A 20,786-nucleotide genomic window follows, 5' to 3' on the forward strand; every position below is an offset into this window, starting at 1 on the left:
AGAGCTCATTATCACTTGCCATCAGGGACGATGACGTGCGACGGGTCCGGCCGCAGCTCCGGCGGGGCCTGGCTGTAATCGCCGAACGGCCCGTCGCGGCGCTCGATCGCCGCGCGCACGCCCTGGTCGCGCGCCGTGCGGATGAACTCGAGGGCGTCGGGGGTGTTGCGCATCAGCCCGTCGAGGATGCCGCCCAGCGTCTGCGTGGAGGCCAGGCCCATGTTCTCGTAGGCCTGGTTGACGATCAGCTTCTGCGCCCGCAACTGGGACAGCGGGATCTGCGCCAGCTCGGCCGCGATCTCGGCGACCCGGGCCTCCAGCCGCTCGAACGGCACCGCCTCGTTGATCAGCTCGATCTCGGCGGCCTGTACGCCGGTGAGCGGCCGGCCGGTCAGCGAGTGCCACTTCGCCTTGGCCAGGCTCAGCCGGTAGAGCCACATGCCGGTGAGATAGGCACCCCACATCCGCGCGTACGGGGTGCCGATCACGGCGTCCTCGCTCGCGATCACCAGGTCGGCGCACAGCGCGTAGTCACTGGCCCCGCCGACGCACCAGCCGTGCACCTGAGCGATCACCGGCTTGGACGCCCGCCAGATCGCCATGAACTTGCTCGTGGGCGCAGTCTCGCGGGCGGTGACCATGGCGAAGTCCTTGCCGGGGTCCCACTGGCCGTCGGTCATCATGGCCTCGCCCCAGTGCTGAAATCCGCCGCCGAAGTCGTAACCACCGGAGAACGCCCGGCCGGCGCCGCGCAGCACGATGACCTTGATCGCCGGGTCCCGCTCCGCCAGGCCCACCGCCGCCTCGATCTCGTCGGGCATCGGCGGGACGATGGTGTTGAGCTGCTCCGGGCGGTTCAGCGTGATCGTGGCGACCGGTCCGGCCGTCGTGTACAGCAACGTCTGGAACTCGGGCGCGGCGCCGGGCGATGTCATGGTCCCAGCGAAGCCGCTGGGCGCCGCGCTGTCCAGCAGCCTTACTCGTCGGGCTGCTGGTTTTCCGGCGACGAGGCGTAGATGCGGTCACCGATCTTGAGGTACGGCGTGGTCAGATAGGCCGAGACGGCGACGATCGCGGAGAAGATCACCGCCACGACCACCGCGTTGGGCCACAGCCTGCCGGTCCCGGCCGCGAAACTGACGATGCCGATCGCCGACGTCACCCAGTAGAACCGCCGGCCGGCGCGGCGGTGCTTGACGAAGCGGTACCGGGCCTGCGCCGCCCCGGCCAGGATGAAGATCAGGCCGGTGGCCAGCAGGGTCAGTTCGATGCGATCGGTCGCGGACACGTCGCGAGTCTATCGGCGCCGGTCGTCACTGCCGGGCGCGAGCATGCGCCACAGGAACGAGTAGGTCAGGGCGGACTTGAACGCGGCCTGTTCGTTGTCGGCCGCGCCGGCGTGGCCGCCCTCGATGTTCTCGTAGTAGTAGACCCGGTGGCCCGCCGCCTCGAGCGCCGCGGTCATCTTGCGGGCGTGCCCCGGGTGCACCCGGTCGTCGCGGGTGGAGGTCGTCATCAGCAGCGGCGGATAGCGTCGCGCCGATGAAATGTTCTGATAGGGCGAGTATTCGGAGATGAAGGCCCAGTCGTCGGGGTTGTCCGGATCGCCGTACTCGGCCATCCACGAGGCGCCGGCGAGCAACAGGTGGTAGCGCCTCATGTCCAGCAGCGGCACGCTGCACACCAGCGCGCCGAACAGCTCCGGGTACTGGGTCAGCATGATGCCCATCAGCAAGCCGCCGTTGCTGCCGCCCTGGGCGCCGAGCTGGTCGACGGTCGCGATGCCGCAGCTCACCAAATCCGTTGCCACGGCAGCGAAGTCCTCGGCCACCTTATGCCGGCCCTCCCGCATCGCCTGGGTGTGCCAGTTCGGCCCGTACTCGCCGCCGCCGCGGATGTTGGCCAGCACGTAGGTGCCGCCCCGGGCCAGCCACAACCGGCCGAGCACGCCGCTGTAGGCGGGGGTGTTCGCGTTCTCGAAGCCGCCGTAGCCATAGAGCATGGTGGGCCCGGGGCCGGTCGCGTCGGTGGGCCGCACCACGAAGTAGGGAATCCTGGTCCCGTCGTCAGAGGTTGCGAAATGCTGTGCGACGGCCAGGTTTTCGGCGTCGAAGAAGGACGGCGCGGACTTGACCTGCTCGAGGGCTCCGTCGCCGGTGCCGCGCAGCAGGCGTGAGGGCGTGACGAATCCGCTGGAGTCGAGGAAGAACTCGTCACCGTCGTCGTCGGCGGTGACGACGACGGTGTTGGTCGCCTCCGGGATGCCGGCCAGCGGCTCACGTCGCCAGGGCGGCGGCGAAGCCGGGCGCTGCGGGTCGTCACGTGGGGGTGGCGTGACGATCTCGACCCGGCTGGCCACGTCGGCGAGGGTGACCATGAGCAGACGGTCGCGCGTCCACGCGTAATGATTCAACGCGGTGTGCTCGTCGGGCTCGAACACCACGCTCAATTGCGCTGTCCCGGCGAGAAACTCGTCGTAGTCCGCCGCCAGCAGGGACCCCGCGGCGTAGCTGGCGGATCCGAACAGCCAGTCGGTGCGTAGCTCGATCAGCAACCAGTTGCGGTGGACCGACACGCTGGCGTCGGTGGGCGCGTCGATGCGAATGAGCTCCGCGCCGCGCAACTCATAGACCTGCTCGTTCCAGAAGTCGACCGCCCGCGCCAGAAAGGTGCGTTCGAAACCCGGCGTGCGGTCCACCGACACCGCGACGCGCACGTCGGCGCGGTCGCCTTCGAAGACTGTCTCCGCGTCGGCCAGCGGCGTGCCCCGGTGCCACCGCTTGATCACCCGCGGGTAGCCCGACTCCGTCAGCGACCCGGCCCCGAAGTCGGTGCCCACGAACACCGTGTCGGGGTCGGCCCAGGTGATCTGCGACTTGGCCTCCGGCAGCGTGAACCCGTCGGCGACGAATTCCCGTGTCTGCATGTCGAATTCGCGCACGATCGAGGCGTCCGAGCCGCCGCGCGACAGGCCGACGAGCGCCCGCGTGTTTTCCGGGGTGATGACCCCCGCCCCCGCCCACACCCACTTTTCGTCGTCGGCCCGGCCCAACGCGTCGACGTCGATCAGCACGTCCCAGTCGGGGGTTGCGGCGCGGTAGCTGTCCAGCGTGGTGCGCCGCCACAGGCCGCGGGGGTTGGTGGCGTCGCGCCAGAAGTTGTACAGGTAGTCCCCGCGGCGCACCACGTACGGAATGCGGGCGTCGGTGTCGAGGACCTCGAGCGCCTCGGCGCGCATCCGTTCGAATTCCTCGTCGCGGAATCGCGCCAGCGTGGGCTCGTTGCGCGCGCGCACCCAGTCCAGGGCCCGCTCGTCGGTGACCTCCTCGAGCCAGAGGTACGGGTCGTCGGGCGCGGCTACGCCGGGGGCGGCGTCGGGGGTCTCGGAGGAGAGCGAAGGCATGGGACCCATTGTGGCCAACGGCGGTACTGTGAGGTGTATTACACGAGGGACGAGGGGTGAGAGCGAATGACCGTTTTCGCACGTCCGGGCTCTGCCGGGGCGCTGATGTCGTATGAATCCCGCTACGAGAACTTCATCGGCGGCCAGTGGGTGGCGCCGTTGGGCGGCCGCTACTTCGAGAACCCCACCCCGGTGACCGGCCAGCCGTTCTGCGAGGTGGCCCGCTCGGAGGCGGCCGACGTGGAGAAGGCGCTGGACGCCGCCCACGGCGCGGCCAAGGCGTGGGGCAAGACCGCGCCGGCCGAGCGGGCGGCGATCCTGAACAAGATCGCCGACCGCATCGAGGAGAACACCGCCGCCCTCGCGGTGGCCGAGGTGTGGGACAACGGCAAGCCGGTCCGCGAGGCCTTGGCCGCCGACATCCCGCTGGCCGCCGACCACTTCCGCTATTTCGCCGGCGCCATCCGGGCGCAGGAGGGCTCGCTGTCCCAGATCGACGAGGACACGGTGGCCTACCACTTCCACGAGCCCCTCGGCGTCGTCGGACAGATCATCCCGTGGAACTTTCCGATCCTGATGGCCGCCTGGAAGATGGCCCCGGCGCTGGCCGCCGGCAACGCGGTGGTGCTCAAACCCGCTGAGCAGACGCCGGTCTCGGTGCTCTACCTGATGTCGCTCATCGGTGACCTGCTTCCGGCCGGCGTGCTCAACGTCGTAAACGGGTTCGGGGCCGAGGCCGGCAAGCCACTGGCGTCGAGCAACCGGATCGCCAAGATCGCCTTCACCGGCGAGACCACCACCGGGCGCCTGATCATGCAGTACGCGTCGCAGAACCTGATCCCGGTCACCCTGGAGCTGGGCGGCAAGAGCCCGAACATCTTTTTCTCCGACGTGCTGGCCAGAGCCGACGACTTCCAGGACAAGGCGCTCGAGGGCTTCACCATGTTCGCCCTCAACCAGGGCGAGGTGTGTACGTGCCCGTCGCGCAGCCTGATTCAGGCCGACATCTACGACGAGTTCCTCGAGCTCGCCGCGATCCGCACCAAGGCCGTCCGGCAGGGCGACCCCCTGGACAGCGAGACGATGCTGGGTTCTCAGGCGTCCAACGACCAGCTTGAGAAGATCCTGTCCTACATCGAGATCGGCAAGGACGAGGGCGCCACGATCGTCACCGGCGGCGAGCGCGCCGAACTCGGCGGCGACCTGTCCGGCGGCTACTACATGCAGCCCACCATCTTCGCCGGCACCAACCGCATGCGGGTCTTCCAGGAGGAGATCTTCGGGCCGGTGGTGACGGTCACGTCATTCGACGACTACGACGACGCGATCTCGATCGCCAACGACACCCTCTACGGCCTCGGCGCGGGCGTGTGGAGCCGCGACGGCAACACCGCTTACCGGGCGGGTCGCGACATCCAAGCCGGGCGGGTGTGGGTGAACTGCTACCACCTCTATCCCGCGCACGCCGCGTTCGGCGGCTACAAGCAGTCCGGCATCGGCCGCGAGAACCACAAGATGATGCTCGACCACTACCAGCAGACCAAGAACCTCATGGTGTCCTATTCGGAGAAGGCGCAGGGCTTCTTCTGATGGTCACCGGGGTGGTGATGACCGCGCCGGCCGCCGAGCTGCTGGCGTCGCTGCAGGAGCGGCACGGCCCCGTGATGTTCCATCAGTCCGGCGGCTGCTGCGACGGGTCATCGCCGATGTGCTATCCCCGCGGCGACTTCCTGGTCGGCGACCGCGATGTGCTGCTCGGCGTGCTGGACGTGGGCGCCGACGGGGTGCCGGTGTGGATCTCGGGCCCGCAGTACCAGGCGTGGAAACACACGCAGCTGGTGATCGACGTGGTGCCGGGCCGCGGCGGTGGCTTCAGCCTGGAGGCTCCCGACGGGGTGCGGTTCCTGAGCCGCGGCCGCGTGTTCACCGAGGAGGAACGGGCGGCGCTGGCGGCCGCGCCGCTCATCACCGGCGCCGATTACGAGGGCGGACAGCGCCCCGCGTCCCGCGGTCAGGTGGTGACCGGCGGAGCTTCCGCGACCTGCCGCACCGGCGGCTGACGGCAGTACAGTCGTCACCGTGATCCCCCTGCCGCGGCCCTGGCTTCTGGCCAGCGCCATGCTGATTGGCAGCGCGGTCGGGTTTTTGGCGGGGGTGGCCTGCAAGGTGGTCGTGCACGCCGCCGTCCACCCGGGTGTCGCCGTCGCGGCCGCGGTCGGGGTTCCCAGCGTCGTCGGGCTGACCATGATGCTGCTGTCCGGACGGCGGTGGGTCACGACCCTCGGCGCGTTCATCGTGGCGGTGGCGCCCGGCTGGTTGGGTGTGCTGGTCGCCCTGCGGGTGAGCGCCGGTGGCTGACGATAAGGACGGGACCAACCCGGGCACCGAGGCGTTCGTGCCGGACTTCTCCGAGGACGACGACGAGGACACCTGCACCCGCTCGTGGGTCCCCGACTTCTCCGACGACACCGGGCCGCAGGCTGTAGAACCCGCCGCCGCGGCGACACCGGCCGAGGCGGCGGCGGTCGAGGCGCCCGACGAGCCGCCCGACGAACAGGAGGACGGGGCGGGCGCGGGCGGGCTGGTGCAATCGGTCACCGTGCCCGGCCGCTACGTCTACCTCAAGTGGTGGAAGCTGGCCCTGGTGCTGCTGGGCGTGTGGCTGGTGGCCGCCGAGGTGGGGCTCGGCCTGTTCTATTGGTGGTATCACTCGCCGGACAAGACACCGGCCGGGTTCGCCGCCCTGGTGTACGTGGTGGCGTGCATCGTCGCGGGCGTGATGCTGGCGATGGTGCCGGGCAAGCCGCTCGTGTCGGCCCTGTCGGTCGCGGTGATGTCGGGGCCGTTCGCCGCCGTCGCCGCTGCGGCGCCCCTGTACGGCTACTACTACTGCGAACGGGTGGGCCACTGCGTGGCCGGCGTCCTTCCGTATTAACGCCGCGCCCACGTGCCCACTAGGGTGGGCACGTGACTTCTCACTTTGACGTCGTCGTCCTCGGGGCCGGTCCCGGCGGATATGTCGCAGCTATCCGCGCCGCGCAGCTCGGCCTGAACACCGCGGTCATCGAGCCGAAGTATTGGGGCGGGGTCTGCCTGAACGTCGGCTGCATCCCGTCCAAGGCGTTGCTGCGCAACGCCGAACTGGTGCACATCTTCACCAAAGAGGCCAAGACCTTCGGTATCACCGGCGAGGCCAGCTTCGACTACGGCGTCGCCTACGACCGCAGTCGCAAGGTGGCCGAGGGCAGGGTCGCCGGCGTGCACTTCCTGATGAAGAAGAACAAGATCACCGAGATCCACGGCTACGGGAAGTTCACCGACCCGCACACGCTGTCGGTCGACCTCAACGAGGGCGGCACCGAGACCGTCACCTTCGACAACGTCATCGTCGCCACGGGCGCCAGCACGCGGCTGGTCCCGGGCACCACGCTGTCGGAGAACGTGGTGACCTACGAGGAACAGATCATGAAGCGGGAGCTGCCCGCGTCGATCGTGATCGCCGGGGCCGGCGCCGTCGGCATGGAATTCGGCTACGTCATGAAGAACTACGGGGTCGACGTCACCATCGTCGAATTCCTGCCGCGCGCGCTGCCCAACGAGGACGCCGAGGTGTCCAAGGAGATCGAGAAGCAGTTCAAGAAGCTAGGCATCACCATCCGCACCGGGACCAAGGTGGAGTCCATCACCGACGACGGGTCTGGGGTCACCGTCGTGGTCAGCAAGGACGGCAAGTCCGAGGAGCTCAAGGCCGACAAGGTGCTGCAGGCCATCGGGTTCGTGCCCAACGTCGAGGGCTACGGGCTGGACAAGGCGGGCGTCGCGCTCACCGACCGCGGGGCGATCGGCATCACCGACTACATGCGCACCAACGTCGAGCACATTTACGCTATCGGCGACGTGACCGGCAAGCTGCAGCTGGCGCACGTCGCCGAGGCCCAGGGCGTGGTCGCGGCCGAAACCATCGCGGGCGCAGAGACTTTGGCGTTGGGTGACTATCGCATGATGCCGCGCGCGACGTTCTGCCAGCCGCAGGTGGCCAGCTTCGGGCTCACCGAACAACAGGCCCGCGACGCGGGGCACGACGTGGTGGTGGCCAAGTTCCCGTTCACCGCCAACGCCAAGGCGCACGGGGTGGGTGACCCGAGCGGCTTCGTCAAGCTGATCGCCGACGCCAGGTACGGCGAGCTGTTGGGCGGGCACCTGATCGGCCACGATGTCTCCGAGCTGCTGCCCGAGCTGACGCTCGCGCAAAAGTGGGACCTGACGGCGACCGAGCTGGCGCGCAACGTGCACACGCACCCGACGCTGTCGGAGGCGTTGCAAGAGTGCTTCCACGGCCTCATCGGCCACATGATCAACTTCTGAGCGCCATGAGGAGCACCGTCCGGCCGGAGACCCTCGCGGGCGCCATCGGCGGCCTGGGAGCGGGTTACGTGCTGTGGCTGCTTGCCATTTCGATCGGCGAAGACACCGCGACGGCAAGCGTGTGGAGCCTGACGGTGTTGGCGGTGTCGGCCGCGGTGGGCGTGATCGCGGCGCTGTGGGGCCTCTGGCAGCGCCGACGCCGCAGGTACGGGCTGGCGGCGCTGGCGTTCGGGCTGCCGGTGCTGCCGCTGGTGTTGACGCTGGCCGTGCTGGCCGACCTCTACTTGTAGCCGGCCGGGTTGTCCAGGGGGATGGCCAGCGCCGACATGGTCGCGGCCAGGCCGTCGTATTGGCTTGCCAGCAAACAGAATTCGATGAGCTCGCGCCGGTCGAGGTGACTGGCCAGCGCGGCCCAGGTGTCGTCGGTGACGGTGCGCCTCTCGACGAACTCGTCGGTCGCCGTCAGCAGGGCGCGCTGGCGTGCGCTCAACCGGTCCGCGGCCGCGACCGTGGTGTCGGGCCAGCCAAAGATGGCGGCCTGCAGGTCCGCGTCCAGGCCCTGGTTGCGGGCCATCCTGCGGTGATGCTGCAGCTCGTATTCGCACTCCCGCAGGTGCGCGACGCGCAGGACCACCAGTTCGGCGTCGATCGCGGGCAGCCGGCCGCGCAGGAGGCGGCCGCTGTAGATGCTCCACGCCACAAACAGGGACCGGTGCTGCCCCAGCGTGGTGAACAGGTGCATCTCGGGCGCGCGGACGGTCCGCGCCGCCGCCTTGGCGAGCACCCAGTTGAGGGGGCCCAGCTCGCGGAACCGTCCCGACGGGATGCGGCCGACCGTCCCGCCCGTCACGGCTGCTTCACCAGGTAGGGCGACACCGTGCTGCGGTGCTCGTCGAGATCGAGCGCGTGGCCCAGCGCGGGGAAGGCCCGCTGCGGGCAGTTGTCGCGTTCGCAGACGCGGCAGCCCGCGCCGATGGGCGTGGCCACGACGTTGAGATCCCCCGACAAATCGAGTCCTTCCGAGTAGACGAGCCGGTGAGCGTGGCGCAACTCGCAGCCCAGCCCGATCGCGAAGGTCTTACCCGGCTGACCATACCGGGCGGCGCGCCGCTCGACGGTGCGGGCCACCCACATGTAGTTGCGGCCGTCGGGCATCTGCGCTATCTGCACCAGGATCTTGCCCGGGTTGGCGAAGGTCTCGTAGACGTTCCACAGCGGGCAGGTGCCGCCGCTGGAGGAGAAGTGAAAACCGGTGGCGGACTGGCGTTTTGACATGTTGCCGGCCCGGTCCACCCTGACGAAGGAGAAGGGCACGCCGCGCATCGAGGGCCGTTGCAACGTGGAGAGCCGGTGCGCGATGGTCTCGTAGCTGACCGAGTAGAACGAGGACAGCCGCTCGACGTCGTAGCGGAAATTCTCCGCGACGTCGTGGAACTGCCGGTACGGCAGCACCGTCGCGGCGGCGAAATAGTTGGCCAGGCCCAACCGGGCGAGCGTATGTGACTCGTCGCTGGTGAACTTGCCGTCGGTGACCAGGGCGTCGATCAGGTCACCGAATTCGAGGTAGGCCAATTCGGCGGCCATCTTGAACACCTGCTGCCCCAGCGACAGGTGGTTGCTGATCTCCAGCGTCTTGGTCTGCGGCTCGTAGCGGTGTAACACCGTGTCGCCCAAATCGATTCGACGGTTGATGTGCACCCCGTGCACCTCGGTGAGCCGGCGGTTCAACTCCCGGGCCAGGTCGCCGTGGTGCAGGCGCATCTTGCTGGTGAGGTCCTCGGCGGCGGTGTCCAGCTCGTGCAGATAATTCTGGCGCTGGTAGAAGTAGTCGCGGACTTCCTCGTGCGGCATGGTGATCGAACCGCTGCCGCTGCCGTCGGAGTAGCGCTCCTCGGTGGCGGCGGCGAGCTGGGCCGTGGTGATGCGGTAGCGGCGGTGCAGGTTGACCACCGCGCGGGCCAGCGCGGGATGCGCGCTGACCATCTCGGCAACCTCGGTCGGGTCCACGTCGATGTCGAGGTCCCGGTCCATCGTCACCTCGCGCAGCTCGGCGACCAGCCGGGTGTCGTCGTGCGAGGCGAAGAAGGTGGCGTCCACCCCGAACACCTCGGTGATGCGCAGCAGCACGGCCACGGTCAGCGGGCGGACGTCGTGCTCGATCTGGTTGAGGTAGCTCGGGGAGATCTCCAGCATCTGCGCGAGCGCGGCCTGGGAAAACCCACGCTCGCTGCGCAACTGGCGCACGCGTGACCCCACGAAGGTTTTCGACACGCTTTTCAGGGTACGACGCATTGCGAAGTTGCGCTTCGCAGAGTTCGCAGAGCTCGACGTCGGGTCAGGTTTGGCATTCGGCGCGCTGCGTTGGCATGATTCGCAACCAAGGCCCCAGGGCTAGCCTGAGGTGACCAACCAGGAGGAAATGGGAGCGACGCCGTGAGCCTGGACAAACAACTGATGCCGGTGCCCGACGGCCACCCCGACGTCTTCGACCGCGAATGGCCGCTGCGCGTCGCCGACATCGACCGCACGGGACGCCTGCGCCTGGACGCGGCCGCCCGGCACATCCAGGACATCGGCCAGGACCAGCTTCGCGAGATGGGCTTCGAGGAGACCCATCCCTTGTGGATCGTCCGGCGCACCATGGTGGACCTGATCAAGCCGATCGAGTTCGGTGACATGCTGCGCTGTCGGCGCTGGTGCTCGGGCACCTCCAACCGGTGGTGCGAGATGCGGGTGCGCATCGACGGCCGCAAGGGTGGGCTCATCGAATCCGAGGCGTTCTGGATCAACATCAACCGGGACACCCAGATGCCGTCGCGCATCGCCGACGACTTCCTGGCGGGCCTGCACAAGACGACCTCCGTCGACCGGCTGCGGTGGAAGTCGTACCTGAAGCCGGGCAGCCGCGACGACGCGGTCGAGATCCACGAGTTCCCCGTGCGCGTCACCGACATCGACCTGTTCGACCACATGAACAACTCGGTGTACTGGAGCGTGGTCGAGGACTATCTGGCGTCGCATCTGGCGCTGATGGCGCGGCCGCTGCGCATCACGATCGAGCACGAGGCGCCGGTCGCGCTGGGCGACAAGTTGGAGATCATCTCCCACTTGCACCCCGCGGGATCCACCGATCAGTTCGGCCCGAACCTCACCGATCGGCCTGTTACAACGCTCACATATGCGGTCGGCGACGAGACGAAAGCCGTCGCCGCGCTCTTCAACCGCTAACCGGACAAGCGTCCCGTTAAATGCCCAGCTGACCTGCGGATTCTTGTTACCGGCGGGTAGATTCTGAAACGGTTCAGTTCCCCCGCAGCTTCGCAAGATTCGCAAATACGGGTGGTGCCGTTGCTGAAATTGGCAACTGAAATGGGTGGACCTGCGGGAACATGGTGTGCCATCTTCGAGTTAGCACATCAGCGAAGTTAAGCACGTAGCTACCGCCGGTGAGGCCTTCTGCAATCCAGTAGTGAAGATCGTGAAGGAGCATGCCCAATGTCTGTCGTTGGCACCCCCAAGAGCGCCGAACAGATCAAGAAGGACTGGGACACCAACCCCCGTTGGAAGGGTGTCACCCGCACCTACAGCGCCGAGGACGTCGTCGCGCTGCAGGGCACCGTCGTGGAGGAGGCCACCCTGGCCCGGCGCGGCGCCGAGGTCCTGTGGGAGCAGCTGCACGACCTGGAGTACATCAACGCGCTGGGCGCGCTGACGGGCAACATGGCCGTCCAGCAGGTCCGCGCCGGCCTGAAGGCCATCTACCTGTCGGGTTGGCAGGTCGCCGGTGACGCGAACCTGTCCGGCCACACCTACCCGGACCAGAGCCTGTACCCGGCCAACTCGGTGCCGCAGGTGGTCCGCCGCATCAACAACGCGCTGCTGCGCGCCGACGAGATCGCCAAGGTCGAGGGCGACACCTCGGTCGAGAACTGGCTGGCCCCGATCGTCGCCGACGGTGAGGCCGGTTTCGGTGGTGCGCTCAACGTCTACGAGCTGCAGAAGGCGATGATCGCCGCCGGTGTGGCCGGTTCGCACTGGGAGGACCAGCTGGCCTCGGAGAAGAAGTGCGGCCACCTCGGTGGCAAGGTGCTGATCCCGACACAGCAGCACATCCGCACCCTGACCTCGGCCCGCCTCGCGGCCGACGTCGCCGACGTGCCGACCGTCGTGATCGCGCGCACCGACGCCGAGGCCGCCACGCTGATCACCTCCGACGTCGACGAGCGCGACCAGCCGTTCATCACCGGTGAGCGGACCAAGGAGGGCTTCTACCGGGTCCGCAACGGGCTGGAGCCCTGCATCGCGCGGGCCAAGGCCTACGCGCCGTTCTCCGACCTGATCTGGATGGAGACCGGTACCCCGGACCTCGAGCTGGCCGCCAAGTTCGCCGAGGGCGTCAAGTCCGAGTTCCCCGACCAGATGCTGGCCTACAACTGCTCGCCGTCGTTCAACTGGAAGAAGCACCTCGACGACAGCACCATCGCGAAGTTCCAGAAGGAGCTTGGCGCAATGGGATTCAAGTTCCAGTTCATCACGCTGGCCGGCTTCCACGCCCTCAACTACTCGATGTTCGATCTGGCCTACGGCTACGCCCGCAACCAGATGAGCGCTTACGTCGAGCTGCAGGAGCGCGAGTTCGCCGCCGAGGAGCGCGGTTACACCGCCACCAAGCACCAGCGCGAGGTGGGTGCCGGTTACTTCGACCGCATCGCCACCACGGTGGACCCGACCTCGTCGACCACCGCGCTGACGGGCTCCACCGAAGAGGGGCAGTTTCACTGAGACCAGCGGGCTTTGGCCCGAAGGACTGAGCCGCTAGAGGAACCAAGCCGTAGATCCGGCTGAAGTAGCATAGGCCCCGCCCAGCGATCCTGGGCGGGGCCTATTGCGGTGCAAGGCGATACAACGTCGAAAGAAGAAGACAGTGAGTGACGCAGGGATTCAGCGAGTGGGCGTAGTCGGGGCCGGTCAGATGGGGTCCGGCATCGCCGAGGTCTCCGTGCGCGCCGGCGTCGACGTGACGGTGTTCGAGACCACCGACGCCCTGATCACCGCGGGGCGCAACCGCATCGTGAAGTCGCTGGAGCGCGGCGTCAGCGCGGGCAAGGTCACCGAGCGGGAACGCGACCGGGCGCTGAGCCAGCTGACCTTCACCACCGACCTCAAGGACCTGGCCGACCGCCAGCTGGTCATCGAGGCGATCATCGAGGACGACGCCGTCAAGGCGCAGGTGTTCGCCGAACTCGACCGGGTCATCACCGACCCGGACGCGGTACTGGCGTCCAACACCTCCAGCATCCCGATCATGAAGATCGCCGCGGCCACCAAGAACCCGCAACGGGTGCTGGGCCTGCACTTCTTCAACCCGGTCCCGGTGCTGCCGCTGGTCGAACTGGTCAGCACGCTGGTCACCGACGAGGCCGCCGCCGCCAGGACCGAACAGTTCGCCAGCGCGGTGCTGGGCAAGCAGGTGGTGCGCTGCTCCGACCGGTCCGGTTTCGTCGTCAACGCGCTGCTGGTGCCCTACCTGCTCTCGGCGGTCCGCATGGTCGAAGCGGGGTTCGCCAGCATCGAGGACGTCGACAAAGCCGTGGTCGCCGGGCTGTCGCACCCCATGGGCCCGCTGCGGCTGTCCGATCTGGTGGGGCTGGACACGCTGAAGCTCATCGCGGACAAGATGTTCGAAGAATTCAAAGAGCCGCACTTCGCTCCGCCGCCGCTGCTGCTGCGCATGGTGGAGGCGGGCCGGCTGGGCAAGAAGACGGGGCAGGGCTTCTACTCGTACTGACGCGGCGTGCGGCGCCGCGCGAAACATGCTGGGGCGCAACGACACCCGATACGGTAGCCCTGGGCGGTAGGCGCGCGAAATCCCAAGCCGGCCAGCGCCGCCGGCGACGGCCAGCTGAAGCCGCCCTGGCGGTCTACTTTTGCAACTTCTCCAGCGTGAACTGGTCGACGTCGGTGTACCCCTGGTGGAACAGCTTCGCGCAGCCGGTCAGGTACTTCATGTAGCGGTCGTAGACCTCTTCGGACTGGATCGCGATGGCCTCGTCGCGGCGGGCCTCCAGAGCGGCCGCCCACGTCTCCAGCGTGCGGGCGTAGTGCAGCTGCAGCGACTGGACGCGCGTCAGTTCGAACCCCGCCGTCACCCCGTACTCGCCGACGGTCTGCGGCGTCGGAAGCCAACCGCCGGGGAAGATCTCGGCCAAGATGAATTGCGAAAACTGCACGATTTCGTGCGTCAGCTTCATGCCGCGCGCGCGGGCGTCCTTGAACGAAGGCCGAACGATGGTGTGCAGCAACATCACTCCGCCGGGCGGCAGCGCCTCGTAGGCCATCTTGAAGAAGCGGCCGTAGCGTTGCCGGCCGAAGTGTTCGAACGCGCCGATCGAGACGATCCGGTCCACCGGTTCGTGGAACTTCTCCCAGCCCTCCAGCAGCACCCGACGGGTGCGCGAGGTGTCCATCTCGTCGAACTTCTTCTGCACGTGCTGCGCCTGGTTCTCCGACAGCGTCAGGCCCACGACGTTGACGTCGTACTTTTCGATAGCCCGGCGCATGGTGGCCCCCCACCCGCAACCGATGTCGAGCAACGTCATGCCGGGTTCCAGCTTCAACTTGCCCAGCGCCAGATCGATCTTGGCGAGTTGCGCCTCTTCCAGGGTCATGTCGTCACGCTCGAAGTAGGCGCAGCTGTAGGTCTGCGTGGGGTCGAGGAACAACCGGAAGAAGTCATCGGACAGGTCGTAATGAGCCTGCACGTTGCCAAAATGCGGCGTGAGCTGGACGGACATCGCGAGGAGGGCCTTTCTATTTTCTGGAGGCAGGGGAGGGCGGCCGACCAGCGGGCCTCGCATCACCCCCGATGCATCCCCTGCATGCTAGCCCTTTGGGCAGCCATCGCGCCTTCCCCGGCGCACTCTAGCGTCACACGAAAGGGCCGAAATACCCAAAACGGCACCCGCCAGCAAATGGCATCTGCTATAAGGGGGATCCATCCCGGCGGTCGCGGGGCGGCACCATCGGCGAGGGATGCGGTTCGGCACGAAACTGCTCGAGCGATCCGCCCACCTCCACGATGCCCTTGAGGGCGTTCCAGCTCAGCATCGTCAAGTAATCGATCAACGCGTCCCGGCTCATCCGGGGGTCCGACATCCACGAGTGAGTGGCCAACTGCACGCCGCCGACGATCAGATAGGACCAGGGCTCCACGCCGCCGGTGTCCATGCCGGCCTGCTGCATCCGCCGGCGGATCATGACCGCCAGCATCCGGGCGATGATCCGCTCGGAATCGGCGATCACCTTGCTCTTGCTGGCCGAGTTGTTGGTCATCACGAACCGGTACGGCTCCGGCTCGTTGGCGACGGTCTCGACGTACACCCGGATGACCTCGCGGGCCAGATCGAACCCATCCAGGTTCGATGTGAGGGCGGCGGCCATGTTGGGAATCAGGGTGGTCTGTGTGAACCGCATCATCACCGCGGTCGTCAGGTCGTTCTTGTCGACGAAGTAGCGGTACAACACGGTCTTGGAAACGCCGATCTCCGCGGCGATTTCGTCCATGCTCAGAGCGCCGCCGTGCCGGCGAATCGCGTCGATCGTGCCGTCGACGAGCTCGTTGCGGCGCTCCACCTTGTGCTGGTGCCAGCGCCGCTTGCGGCCGTCCATTTTGACGCTCACAACCGAGATTTGCTCTGTCACTATCGTCAATTTCCGTTCACTCGACGCCCTCGATCTTACGGCGGTGAGGCGGGGTTTGAGTCCTCGGCACGGGCCCCCGGGGTTGCCGCGAGCTGTGTCGTCGCACCAATCGGCCGCGAAGATAGATGATGGTGTGGTGGTACACAGGGCCTCGCAAGGAGGCGAACCGACGGACGCGCCGGCAGCGGGCATGAACGAGGCGGCCCCGCACCCCGCGGCCGGCCAGGCCCGGCCATCTCTCGCGGAATCCTTTGCCGGCGCCGATCCGGAGGCGGACGCCGAACGGCGCGTCGCGCTGCGCCGCATGAAGGCGGTGGCGCTGAGCTTTTTGATCGGCGCCAGCGTTGTCTTCCTCGCGTGCCGCTGGGCACAGGCGCACGCCAGCCTGGGCGCCTGGGTCGGTTATGTCGGTGCGGCGGCGGAAGCCGGGATGGTCGGCGCCCTGGCCGACTGGTTCGCCGTGACGGCGTTGTTCCGCCACCCGCTGGGCATCCCCATCCCGCACACCGCGATCATCAAGCGCAAGAAGGACCAGCTCGGGGAGGGGCTGGGGACCTTCGTCCGGGAGAACTTCCTGTCGGCGCCCGTCGTGGAGACGAAGTTGCGCGACGCCCAGGTGCCCGGGCGGCTGGGCAAGTGGCTGTCGGAGCCGGCGCACGCCGAGCGGGTGGCCGGCGAGGCCGCGACCGTGTTGCGCGTGCTGGTGGAGCTGCTGCGCGACGACGACGTGCAGCAGGTGATCGACCGGATGATCGTGCGCCGCATCGGGGAGCCGCAGTGGGGGCCGCCGGTGGGGCGGGTGCTGGCGACGCTGCTGGCCGAAAACCGGCAGGAGGCGTTGATCCAGCTGCTGGCCGACCGGGCGTTCCAGTGGTCGCTCAACGCCGGGGAGGTCATTCAGCGGGTGATCGAGCGCGACTCCCCGACGTGGTCGCCGCGGTTCATCGATCACCTCGTGGGCGACCGCATCCACCGCGAGCTGATGGACTTCACCGATAAGGTGCGCCGCAACCCCGACCACGAACTGCGCCGTTCGGCGACCCGCTTCCTGTTCGAGTTCGCCGAGGACCTGCAGCACGACGACACCACGATCGCCCGCGCCGAGGCCGTCAAGGAGCAGTTGATGGCCCGAGACGAGATCGCCAACGCCGCCGCGACGGCGTGGAAGACCCTCAAGCGGCTGGTGCTCGAGGGCGTCGACGACCCGTCGAGCAGCTTGCGGACCCGCATCGCCGAGACGGCGATCCGGGTCGGCGAATCGCTGCGCGACGACGCCGAGTTGCGCGACAAGGTCGACAACTGGCTGGTCCGGGCCGCACAGCACCTGGTGTCCCAATACGGGGTGGAGATCACCGCCATCATCACCGACACGATCGAGCGCTGGGACGCCGAGGAGGCCAGCCGGCGCATCGAGCTGCACGTCGGGCGCGATCTGCAGTTCATCCGCATCAACGGCACCGTCGTGGGGTCGCTCGCGGGCCTCGTCATTTACGCCATCGCCCAGCTGCTCTTCTAGTGGTGCTAACAAGTGCTTGCAAATGCAAGCACTTGTCCGTAGTCTGTGGTCGACCACCACCAGACGCAGGAGTACGCCATGGCAACCGAGGAGAAGCTCTCCGCCAAGGTGTCCAGCGCTGCTTCGGACATGGCGTCGGACATCGGCAGCTTCATCCGCAGCCAGCGTGAGCTTGCCCAGGTGTCGGTGCGTCAGCTCGCCGAGAAGTCCGGCGTCAGCAATCCCTACCTCAGCCAGGTGGAGCGCGGACTGCGTAAACCGTCCGCCGACGTGTTGAACCAGATCGCGAAGGCGTTGCGGGTGTCCGCCGAGGTGCTTTACGTGCAGGCCGGAATTCTCGAGCCCAGCGACAAAAGTCAGGTGCGGGACGCCATCATCACCGACACCTCGATCACCGAGCGTCAAAAACAAATCCTGCTCGACATCTACGCATCGTTCGCCCACGAAAACGAATCCAGCAGCACCGAGGAGTGTCCGACCGAATCAGACGAGTGACTGGCCGCCGGGCAGGGCGTTCACCAATCGCCAGCGAGTCGCGATGTATAGACGACCGGCCGCCGCGGTTATCCCAGAGGAAGGGAATTCCACGATCCCTCCGACTGCTCCCGACGAAATCCGCGTCGACGGTCACCAGCTTTCAAGGAGGCGCTTGAACCGAGCTTCCCGACTTCGACAGACCAGACCGCACCGACACGAATGACGCTGATCGTGAAAACAACACCATGAAAGGAAAAGACATGGCGGAAAATTCGAACATCGAGGAATTGCGGGCCCCGTTGCTTGCGGCCCTGGGCGCGGCCGACCTGGCCCTGGCCACCGTCAACGAGCTGCTCGCCGGCCTGCGGGACCGCGCCGAGGAGACCCGCGCCGACACCCGCAGCCGGGTCGAGGAGAGCCGCGCTCGCCTGACCAAGCTGCAGGAAGACCTGCCCGAGCAGATCACCGAGCTGCGCGACCGGTTCACCAGCGAAGAGCTGCGCAAGGCCGCCGAGGGCTACCTGGAGGCCGCCACCAACCGCTACAACGAACTGGTCGAGCGTGGCGAGGCCGCCCTGCAGCGGTTGCGCAGCCAGACCGCGTTCGACGACGCGTCGGCGCGCGCCGAGGGCTACGTGGACCAGGCCGTCGAGCTGACGCAGGAGGCGCTGGGCACCGTGGCGTCGCAGACCCGCGCGGTCGGCGAGCGAGCCGCCAAGCTGGTCGGCATCGAGCTGCCCAAGAAGACCGACGAGACGGCTCAGAAGGCGCAGAAGGCCGTCGGCAAGGCGCCGGAGAAGGCTGTCGCCAAGAAGGCGCCGGCCAAGAAGGCCCCGGCCAAGAAGGCTCCCGCCAAGAAGGCGCCGGCCAAGAAGGTCACCCAGAAGTAGGACCCCGGCCGCCCGACGGCGGCCGGCCGCACCACACAGTCGGCTCAGAGTTGTTCGAGGGGGCAACTCTGAGTCGACGTTTGGGTTGACGCCCGCCTACCCTGAAGGCGTGAGTCAACTCGTGGGCACCGTCATGCTGGTCCTGCAGATCGCCGTCCTCATCATGGCGGTCTACGCGTTCGTGCATGCGGCGCTGCAGCGCCCCGACGCCTATACCGCCGCCGACAAGCTGACCAAGCCGGTCTGGCTGGTGATCCTCGGGCTGGCCGTCGTGATGACATCCCTGCTCTACCCCGTGTTCGGCGTGCTCGGCATGGCGATCGCGGCCTGCGGGGCAGGCGTGTACCTGGTGGATGTGCGGCCCAAGCTCCTCGAAATCCAGGGCAAGTCGCGCTGACGGGGTGAGGGCCCTGTTGGTCGCGGCGACCGCGCTGCTGGCCGCCTGCTGCCCCGCGCTCGCGCACGCGAATTCCGGGGCGCTGACCGCGGGCCCGGCTGCGCCGTCGGTTCCGTCGCCACCCTTCGTGGACCACACCGAGTGGTCGCTCTGGCAGGGCCGCAGCAGCCTGCGGGTCTTCCCGTCAGCGTCCGGGCGGCTGGCCGCCCGGCAGCCCGGCAGCGGCGCCCTCGCCGACGAGGCGTGGGGCGAGGTGCTCGCCGCCGCACCCGACGCCGACACCCCCGGCATGCGCGCGCAATTCGACTGCCACTGGCAATTCGCCGAGTTGGCGCAGCCCGGCAAGCCCAGCTGGAACCTGGAGCCGTGGCGCCCCGTCGTCGACGACACCGAGATGGTGGCCTCGGGGTGCAACCCCGGCGGCCCGGAGGAGAGCTTCCCGTGAGCCGATACAGCCGGGCCGACGTCGCCGCAAGGGTCGACCACACCCTGCTCAAGCCCGAGGCCACCGAGGCCGACGTGGCCGCGCTAGTGGCCGACGCCAAGCAGCTCGGCGTCTACGCGGTGTGCGTCTCGCCCCCCATGGTGCCGGCCGCGGTGCGGGGGGCCGGGGGCCTGGCCGTGGCGAGCGTCGCGGGGTTCCCGTCGGGCAAGCACCTGTCGGCGGTCAAGGCTTACGAGGCCGCCCAGGCGGTCGCGTCCGGCGCGGCCGAGGTCGACATGGTCATCGACGTGGGCGCGGCCCTAGCGGGCGATTACGCCGCCGTCCGTTCGGACATCGCCGCCGTGCGCGACGCCGCAACGGGAATCGTGCTGAAGGTGATCGTCGAATCGTCGGCGCTTCTCGCCCTGGCCGACGAGCGCGCCCTCGCCCAAGTGTGCCGGGCGGCTGAGGACGCCGGCGCCGACTACGTCAAGACCTCGACCGGCTTCCATCCCAGCGGCGGCGCGACGGTGCCGGCGGTCGCGCTGATGGCCGAGACCGTCGGTGGGCGGCTGGGGATCAAGGCCAGCGGCGGCATCCGCACCGCCGCCGACGCGATCGCGATGCTCGACGCCGGGGCCACCCGGCTCGGCCTGTCAGGCACCCGCGCCGTGCTCGACGGACTCGGCGCGGACCCGTCGACCCCGTAGCCCTCGTCAGAGGTTGGCGAAGCAGGGGTCGTTGTTGTCGCCGGCCGGGATGCTCGCGTTCTGCGTCGAAAAGTGGCTCGTGACACCGGTATCCGTCACCTGCACGCTGTCGGCGTGGATGCCCAGCGGGTAGTTCTTGGTGAGGTTGGAGGTGAAGTCGTCCAGCGTCGACTGCACGGTCTCCTTAGGCAGCGTGAAGCCGAGCGCGTTGAAGCTGGCGATCTGCAGCTGCAGCCCGGTGCCCGACACCACCGGCTTGGCGGTGATGTTCTCCAACATGCCCTTCATCTCGATCGTGCCGTCGGCCGGGTGGGTGGTCACGCTGTTGGTGACGAACGGGCCCAGCACCGGGATCGCGTTCTGCACCGTCTGCTTGATGCCGTCGGTGGTCCAGGTGATGGTGGCGTCCAGCGAGCCGATGGTGCCCTTGGAATTGCCCGAGTCCTTGATCCGGACGTCCTTGATGTTGAGCGCCAGCTTCATGCCCTTGGCGTCACGGAGCTGGTTACCGGCCGTCTGCACCGAGATGTTGGTGTAGTGCTTGGTCGCCTGCTGCCACAGCATCAGCGGCGTCACGCCGAACGACGCGGTCGCCTGATCCTTGACCTCGCAGGCCACCGCCTGGGCCACCTTGGTGTCCGCGACATGCCGGACGTACAGTTCGGCGCCGACGAACCCGGCGATGACGAGCGCGAACACGATGATGAAGACCAGCGCGACCGACAGCGGGTCGCGAAGGAAGCGGCGCTTCCGCTTTCCCGACGCGGGGTCCTCGTCCGGGGCGGCGAGCCGCTCGGTGGGGGCGGCCGGGGTGGCGGCCAGCGAGTCGCGGGCCGCGACCGCGGCGACGTTGCGCTGCGGGTTCATCCGAAGCACCAGCCAGGTACGCCGCACGAAGGACGT

General features: G+C 68.0%; 23 protein-coding genes. 15 read left to right on the forward strand and 8 right to left on the reverse strand.

Going from position 1 to position 20,786, the window contains the following annotated elements:
- Nucleotides 1–11: 11 nt before the first annotated feature.
- The 3 genes from A5714_RS23100 to A5714_RS23110 are packed head-to-tail and all read right to left on the reverse strand — an operon-like array spanning nucleotide 12 to nucleotide 3,403.
- Nucleotides 12–935 (reverse strand): crotonase/enoyl-CoA hydratase family protein, encoded by a 924-nt coding sequence (locus A5714_RS23100; RefSeq protein WP_068289293.1) that lies wholly within the window; start codon nucleotides 933–935, stop codon nucleotides 12–14.
- 41 nt (nucleotides 936–976) lie between these two features.
- A complete protein-coding gene (locus A5714_RS23105; protein WP_068073553.1) occupies nucleotides 977–1,288 on the reverse strand; it encodes a hypothetical protein in 312 nt (103 codons plus the stop codon).
- 9 nt (nucleotides 1,289–1,297) lie between these two features.
- Nucleotides 1,298–3,403 carry a prolyl oligopeptidase family protein gene (locus A5714_RS23110; RefSeq protein ID WP_068289296.1) on the reverse strand — a complete coding sequence of 702 codons (2,106 nt, stop codon included), beginning with the start codon at nucleotides 3,401–3,403 and terminating at the stop codon, nucleotides 1,298–1,300.
- A gap of 66 nt (nucleotides 3,404–3,469) precedes the next feature.
- On the opposite strand from A5714_RS23110, the gene A5714_RS23115 reads away from it, so the two are divergent.
- From A5714_RS23115 to A5714_RS23140, 6 genes are read left to right on the forward strand one after another with little or no spacing between them, the layout of a single operon-like run.
- Nucleotides 3,470–4,993: an aldehyde dehydrogenase family protein gene (locus A5714_RS23115; protein WP_068289299.1), complete on the forward strand. Its 1,524-nt coding sequence runs from the start codon at nucleotides 3,470–3,472 to the stop codon at nucleotides 4,991–4,993.
- Nucleotides 4,993–5,463 (forward strand): DUF779 domain-containing protein, encoded by a 471-nt coding sequence (locus A5714_RS23120; RefSeq protein ID WP_068289302.1) that lies wholly within the window; start codon nucleotides 4,993–4,995, stop codon nucleotides 5,461–5,463. The genes A5714_RS23115 and A5714_RS23120 overlap by 1 nt, the downstream gene beginning before the upstream one ends.
- A 19-nt stretch (nucleotides 5,464–5,482) precedes the next feature.
- Entirely contained in the window at nucleotides 5,483–5,761 is a 279-nt protein-coding gene (locus A5714_RS23125; RefSeq protein WP_197513892.1) for a putative holin, read from the forward strand.
- The gene (locus A5714_RS23130; RefSeq protein ID WP_068289305.1) at nucleotides 5,754–6,338 is read left to right on the forward strand and encodes a hypothetical protein; all 585 of its coding nucleotides are present in this window, start codon (nucleotides 5,754–5,756) and stop codon (nucleotides 6,336–6,338) included. Before A5714_RS23125 ends, A5714_RS23130 begins: the two co-directional genes overlap by 8 nt.
- A 32-nt stretch (nucleotides 6,339–6,370) precedes the next feature.
- A complete protein-coding gene (lpdA, locus tag A5714_RS23135) occupies nucleotides 6,371–7,768 on the forward strand; it encodes a dihydrolipoyl dehydrogenase (protein WP_068073559.1) in 1,398 nt (465 codons plus the stop codon).
- A 5-nt stretch (nucleotides 7,769–7,773) separates the two neighbouring features.
- The gene (locus A5714_RS23140; protein WP_068289308.1) at nucleotides 7,774–8,058 is read left to right on the forward strand and encodes a hypothetical protein; all 285 of its coding nucleotides are present in this window, start codon (nucleotides 7,774–7,776) and stop codon (nucleotides 8,056–8,058) included.
- Here the strand turns inward: A5714_RS23140 and A5714_RS23145 are convergent.
- Complete coding sequence (locus tag A5714_RS23145; protein ID WP_068289311.1) at nucleotides 8,049–8,618, reverse strand: carboxymuconolactone decarboxylase family protein; 570 nt, start codon at nucleotides 8,616–8,618, stop codon at nucleotides 8,049–8,051. The two genes, A5714_RS23140 and A5714_RS23145, sit on opposite strands and share 10 nt — an antisense overlap.
- Entirely contained in the window at nucleotides 8,615–10,039 is a 1,425-nt protein-coding gene (gene ramB / locus A5714_RS23150) for an acetate metabolism transcriptional regulator RamB (protein ID WP_068073563.1), read from the reverse strand. Before ramB ends, A5714_RS23145 begins: the two co-directional genes overlap by 4 nt.
- Before the next feature lie 162 nt (nucleotides 10,040–10,201).
- On the opposite strand from ramB, the gene A5714_RS23155 reads away from it, so the two are divergent.
- From A5714_RS23155 to A5714_RS23165, 3 genes are all read left to right on the forward strand, one after another.
- Nucleotides 10,202–10,996, forward strand: coding sequence for an acyl-[acyl-carrier-protein] thioesterase (locus tag A5714_RS23155; protein WP_068073564.1), 795 nt, complete (start codon nucleotides 10,202–10,204; stop codon nucleotides 10,994–10,996).
- A gap of 267 nt (nucleotides 10,997–11,263) precedes the next feature.
- Nucleotides 11,264–12,550, forward strand: a complete 1,287-nt coding sequence (gene aceA / locus A5714_RS23160; RefSeq protein WP_068073566.1) for an isocitrate lyase — start codon at nucleotides 11,264–11,266, stop codon at nucleotides 12,548–12,550.
- 142 nt (nucleotides 12,551–12,692) lie between these two features.
- A complete protein-coding gene (locus A5714_RS23165) occupies nucleotides 12,693–13,556 on the forward strand; it encodes a 3-hydroxybutyryl-CoA dehydrogenase (RefSeq protein ID WP_068073567.1) in 864 nt (287 codons plus the stop codon).
- Between the two features lie 133 nt (nucleotides 13,557–13,689).
- Here the strand turns inward: A5714_RS23165 and pcaA are convergent, their stop codons facing one another.
- Nucleotides 13,690–14,562, reverse strand: coding sequence for a cyclopropane mycolic acid synthase PcaA (gene pcaA / locus A5714_RS23170; protein WP_068289315.1), 873 nt, complete (start codon nucleotides 14,560–14,562; stop codon nucleotides 13,690–13,692).
- A gap of 187 nt (nucleotides 14,563–14,749) precedes the next feature.
- Nucleotides 14,750–15,436 carry a TetR/AcrR family transcriptional regulator gene (locus A5714_RS23175; protein WP_082959932.1) on the reverse strand — a complete coding sequence of 229 codons (687 nt, stop codon included), beginning with the start codon at nucleotides 15,434–15,436 and terminating at the stop codon, nucleotides 14,750–14,752.
- A 223-nt stretch (nucleotides 15,437–15,659) separates the two neighbouring features.
- Here A5714_RS23175 and A5714_RS23180 point away from each other — a divergent pair, with 223 nt between their 5' ends.
- The 6 genes from A5714_RS23180 to deoC all read left to right on the forward strand — a co-directional run bounded on the left by A5714_RS23180 (nucleotide 15,660) and on the right by deoC (nucleotide 19,883).
- Entirely contained in the window at nucleotides 15,660–16,985 is a 1,326-nt protein-coding gene (locus tag A5714_RS23180) for a DUF445 domain-containing protein (RefSeq protein ID WP_068289320.1), read from the forward strand.
- 78 nt (nucleotides 16,986–17,063) lie between these two features.
- A complete protein-coding gene (locus A5714_RS23185) occupies nucleotides 17,064–17,480 on the forward strand; it encodes a helix-turn-helix transcriptional regulator (protein WP_068073694.1) in 417 nt (138 codons plus the stop codon).
- Between the two features lie 242 nt (nucleotides 17,481–17,722).
- The gene (gene hbhA / locus A5714_RS23190; protein ID WP_068073575.1) at nucleotides 17,723–18,352 is read left to right on the forward strand and encodes a heparin-binding hemagglutinin HbhA; all 630 of its coding nucleotides are present in this window, start codon (nucleotides 17,723–17,725) and stop codon (nucleotides 18,350–18,352) included.
- Between the two features lie 109 nt (nucleotides 18,353–18,461).
- Nucleotides 18,462–18,749 (forward strand): DUF2516 family protein, encoded by a 288-nt coding sequence (locus tag A5714_RS23195; RefSeq protein WP_068073577.1) that lies wholly within the window; start codon nucleotides 18,462–18,464, stop codon nucleotides 18,747–18,749.
- 4 nt (nucleotides 18,750–18,753) lie between these two features.
- Nucleotides 18,754–19,194 (forward strand): DUF2599 domain-containing protein, encoded by a 441-nt coding sequence (locus tag A5714_RS23200; protein ID WP_068073579.1) that lies wholly within the window; start codon nucleotides 18,754–18,756, stop codon nucleotides 19,192–19,194.
- A complete protein-coding gene (deoC, locus tag A5714_RS23205; protein WP_068073581.1) occupies nucleotides 19,191–19,883 on the forward strand; it encodes a deoxyribose-phosphate aldolase in 693 nt (230 codons plus the stop codon). Before A5714_RS23200 ends, deoC begins: the two co-directional genes overlap by 4 nt.
- Before the next feature lie 6 nt (nucleotides 19,884–19,889).
- On the opposite strand, the gene A5714_RS23210 is transcribed toward deoC, so the two are convergent.
- Nucleotides 19,890–20,786, reverse strand: an 897-nt coding sequence (locus tag A5714_RS23210; protein ID WP_231975965.1) for an LmeA family phospholipid-binding protein, incomplete at its 5' end; no start/stop codon positions are given.

The organism is Mycobacterium sp. E2462, from assembly GCF_001672685.1.
Classification (GTDB): domain Bacteria; phylum Actinomycetota; class Actinomycetes; order Mycobacteriales; family Mycobacteriaceae; genus Mycobacterium.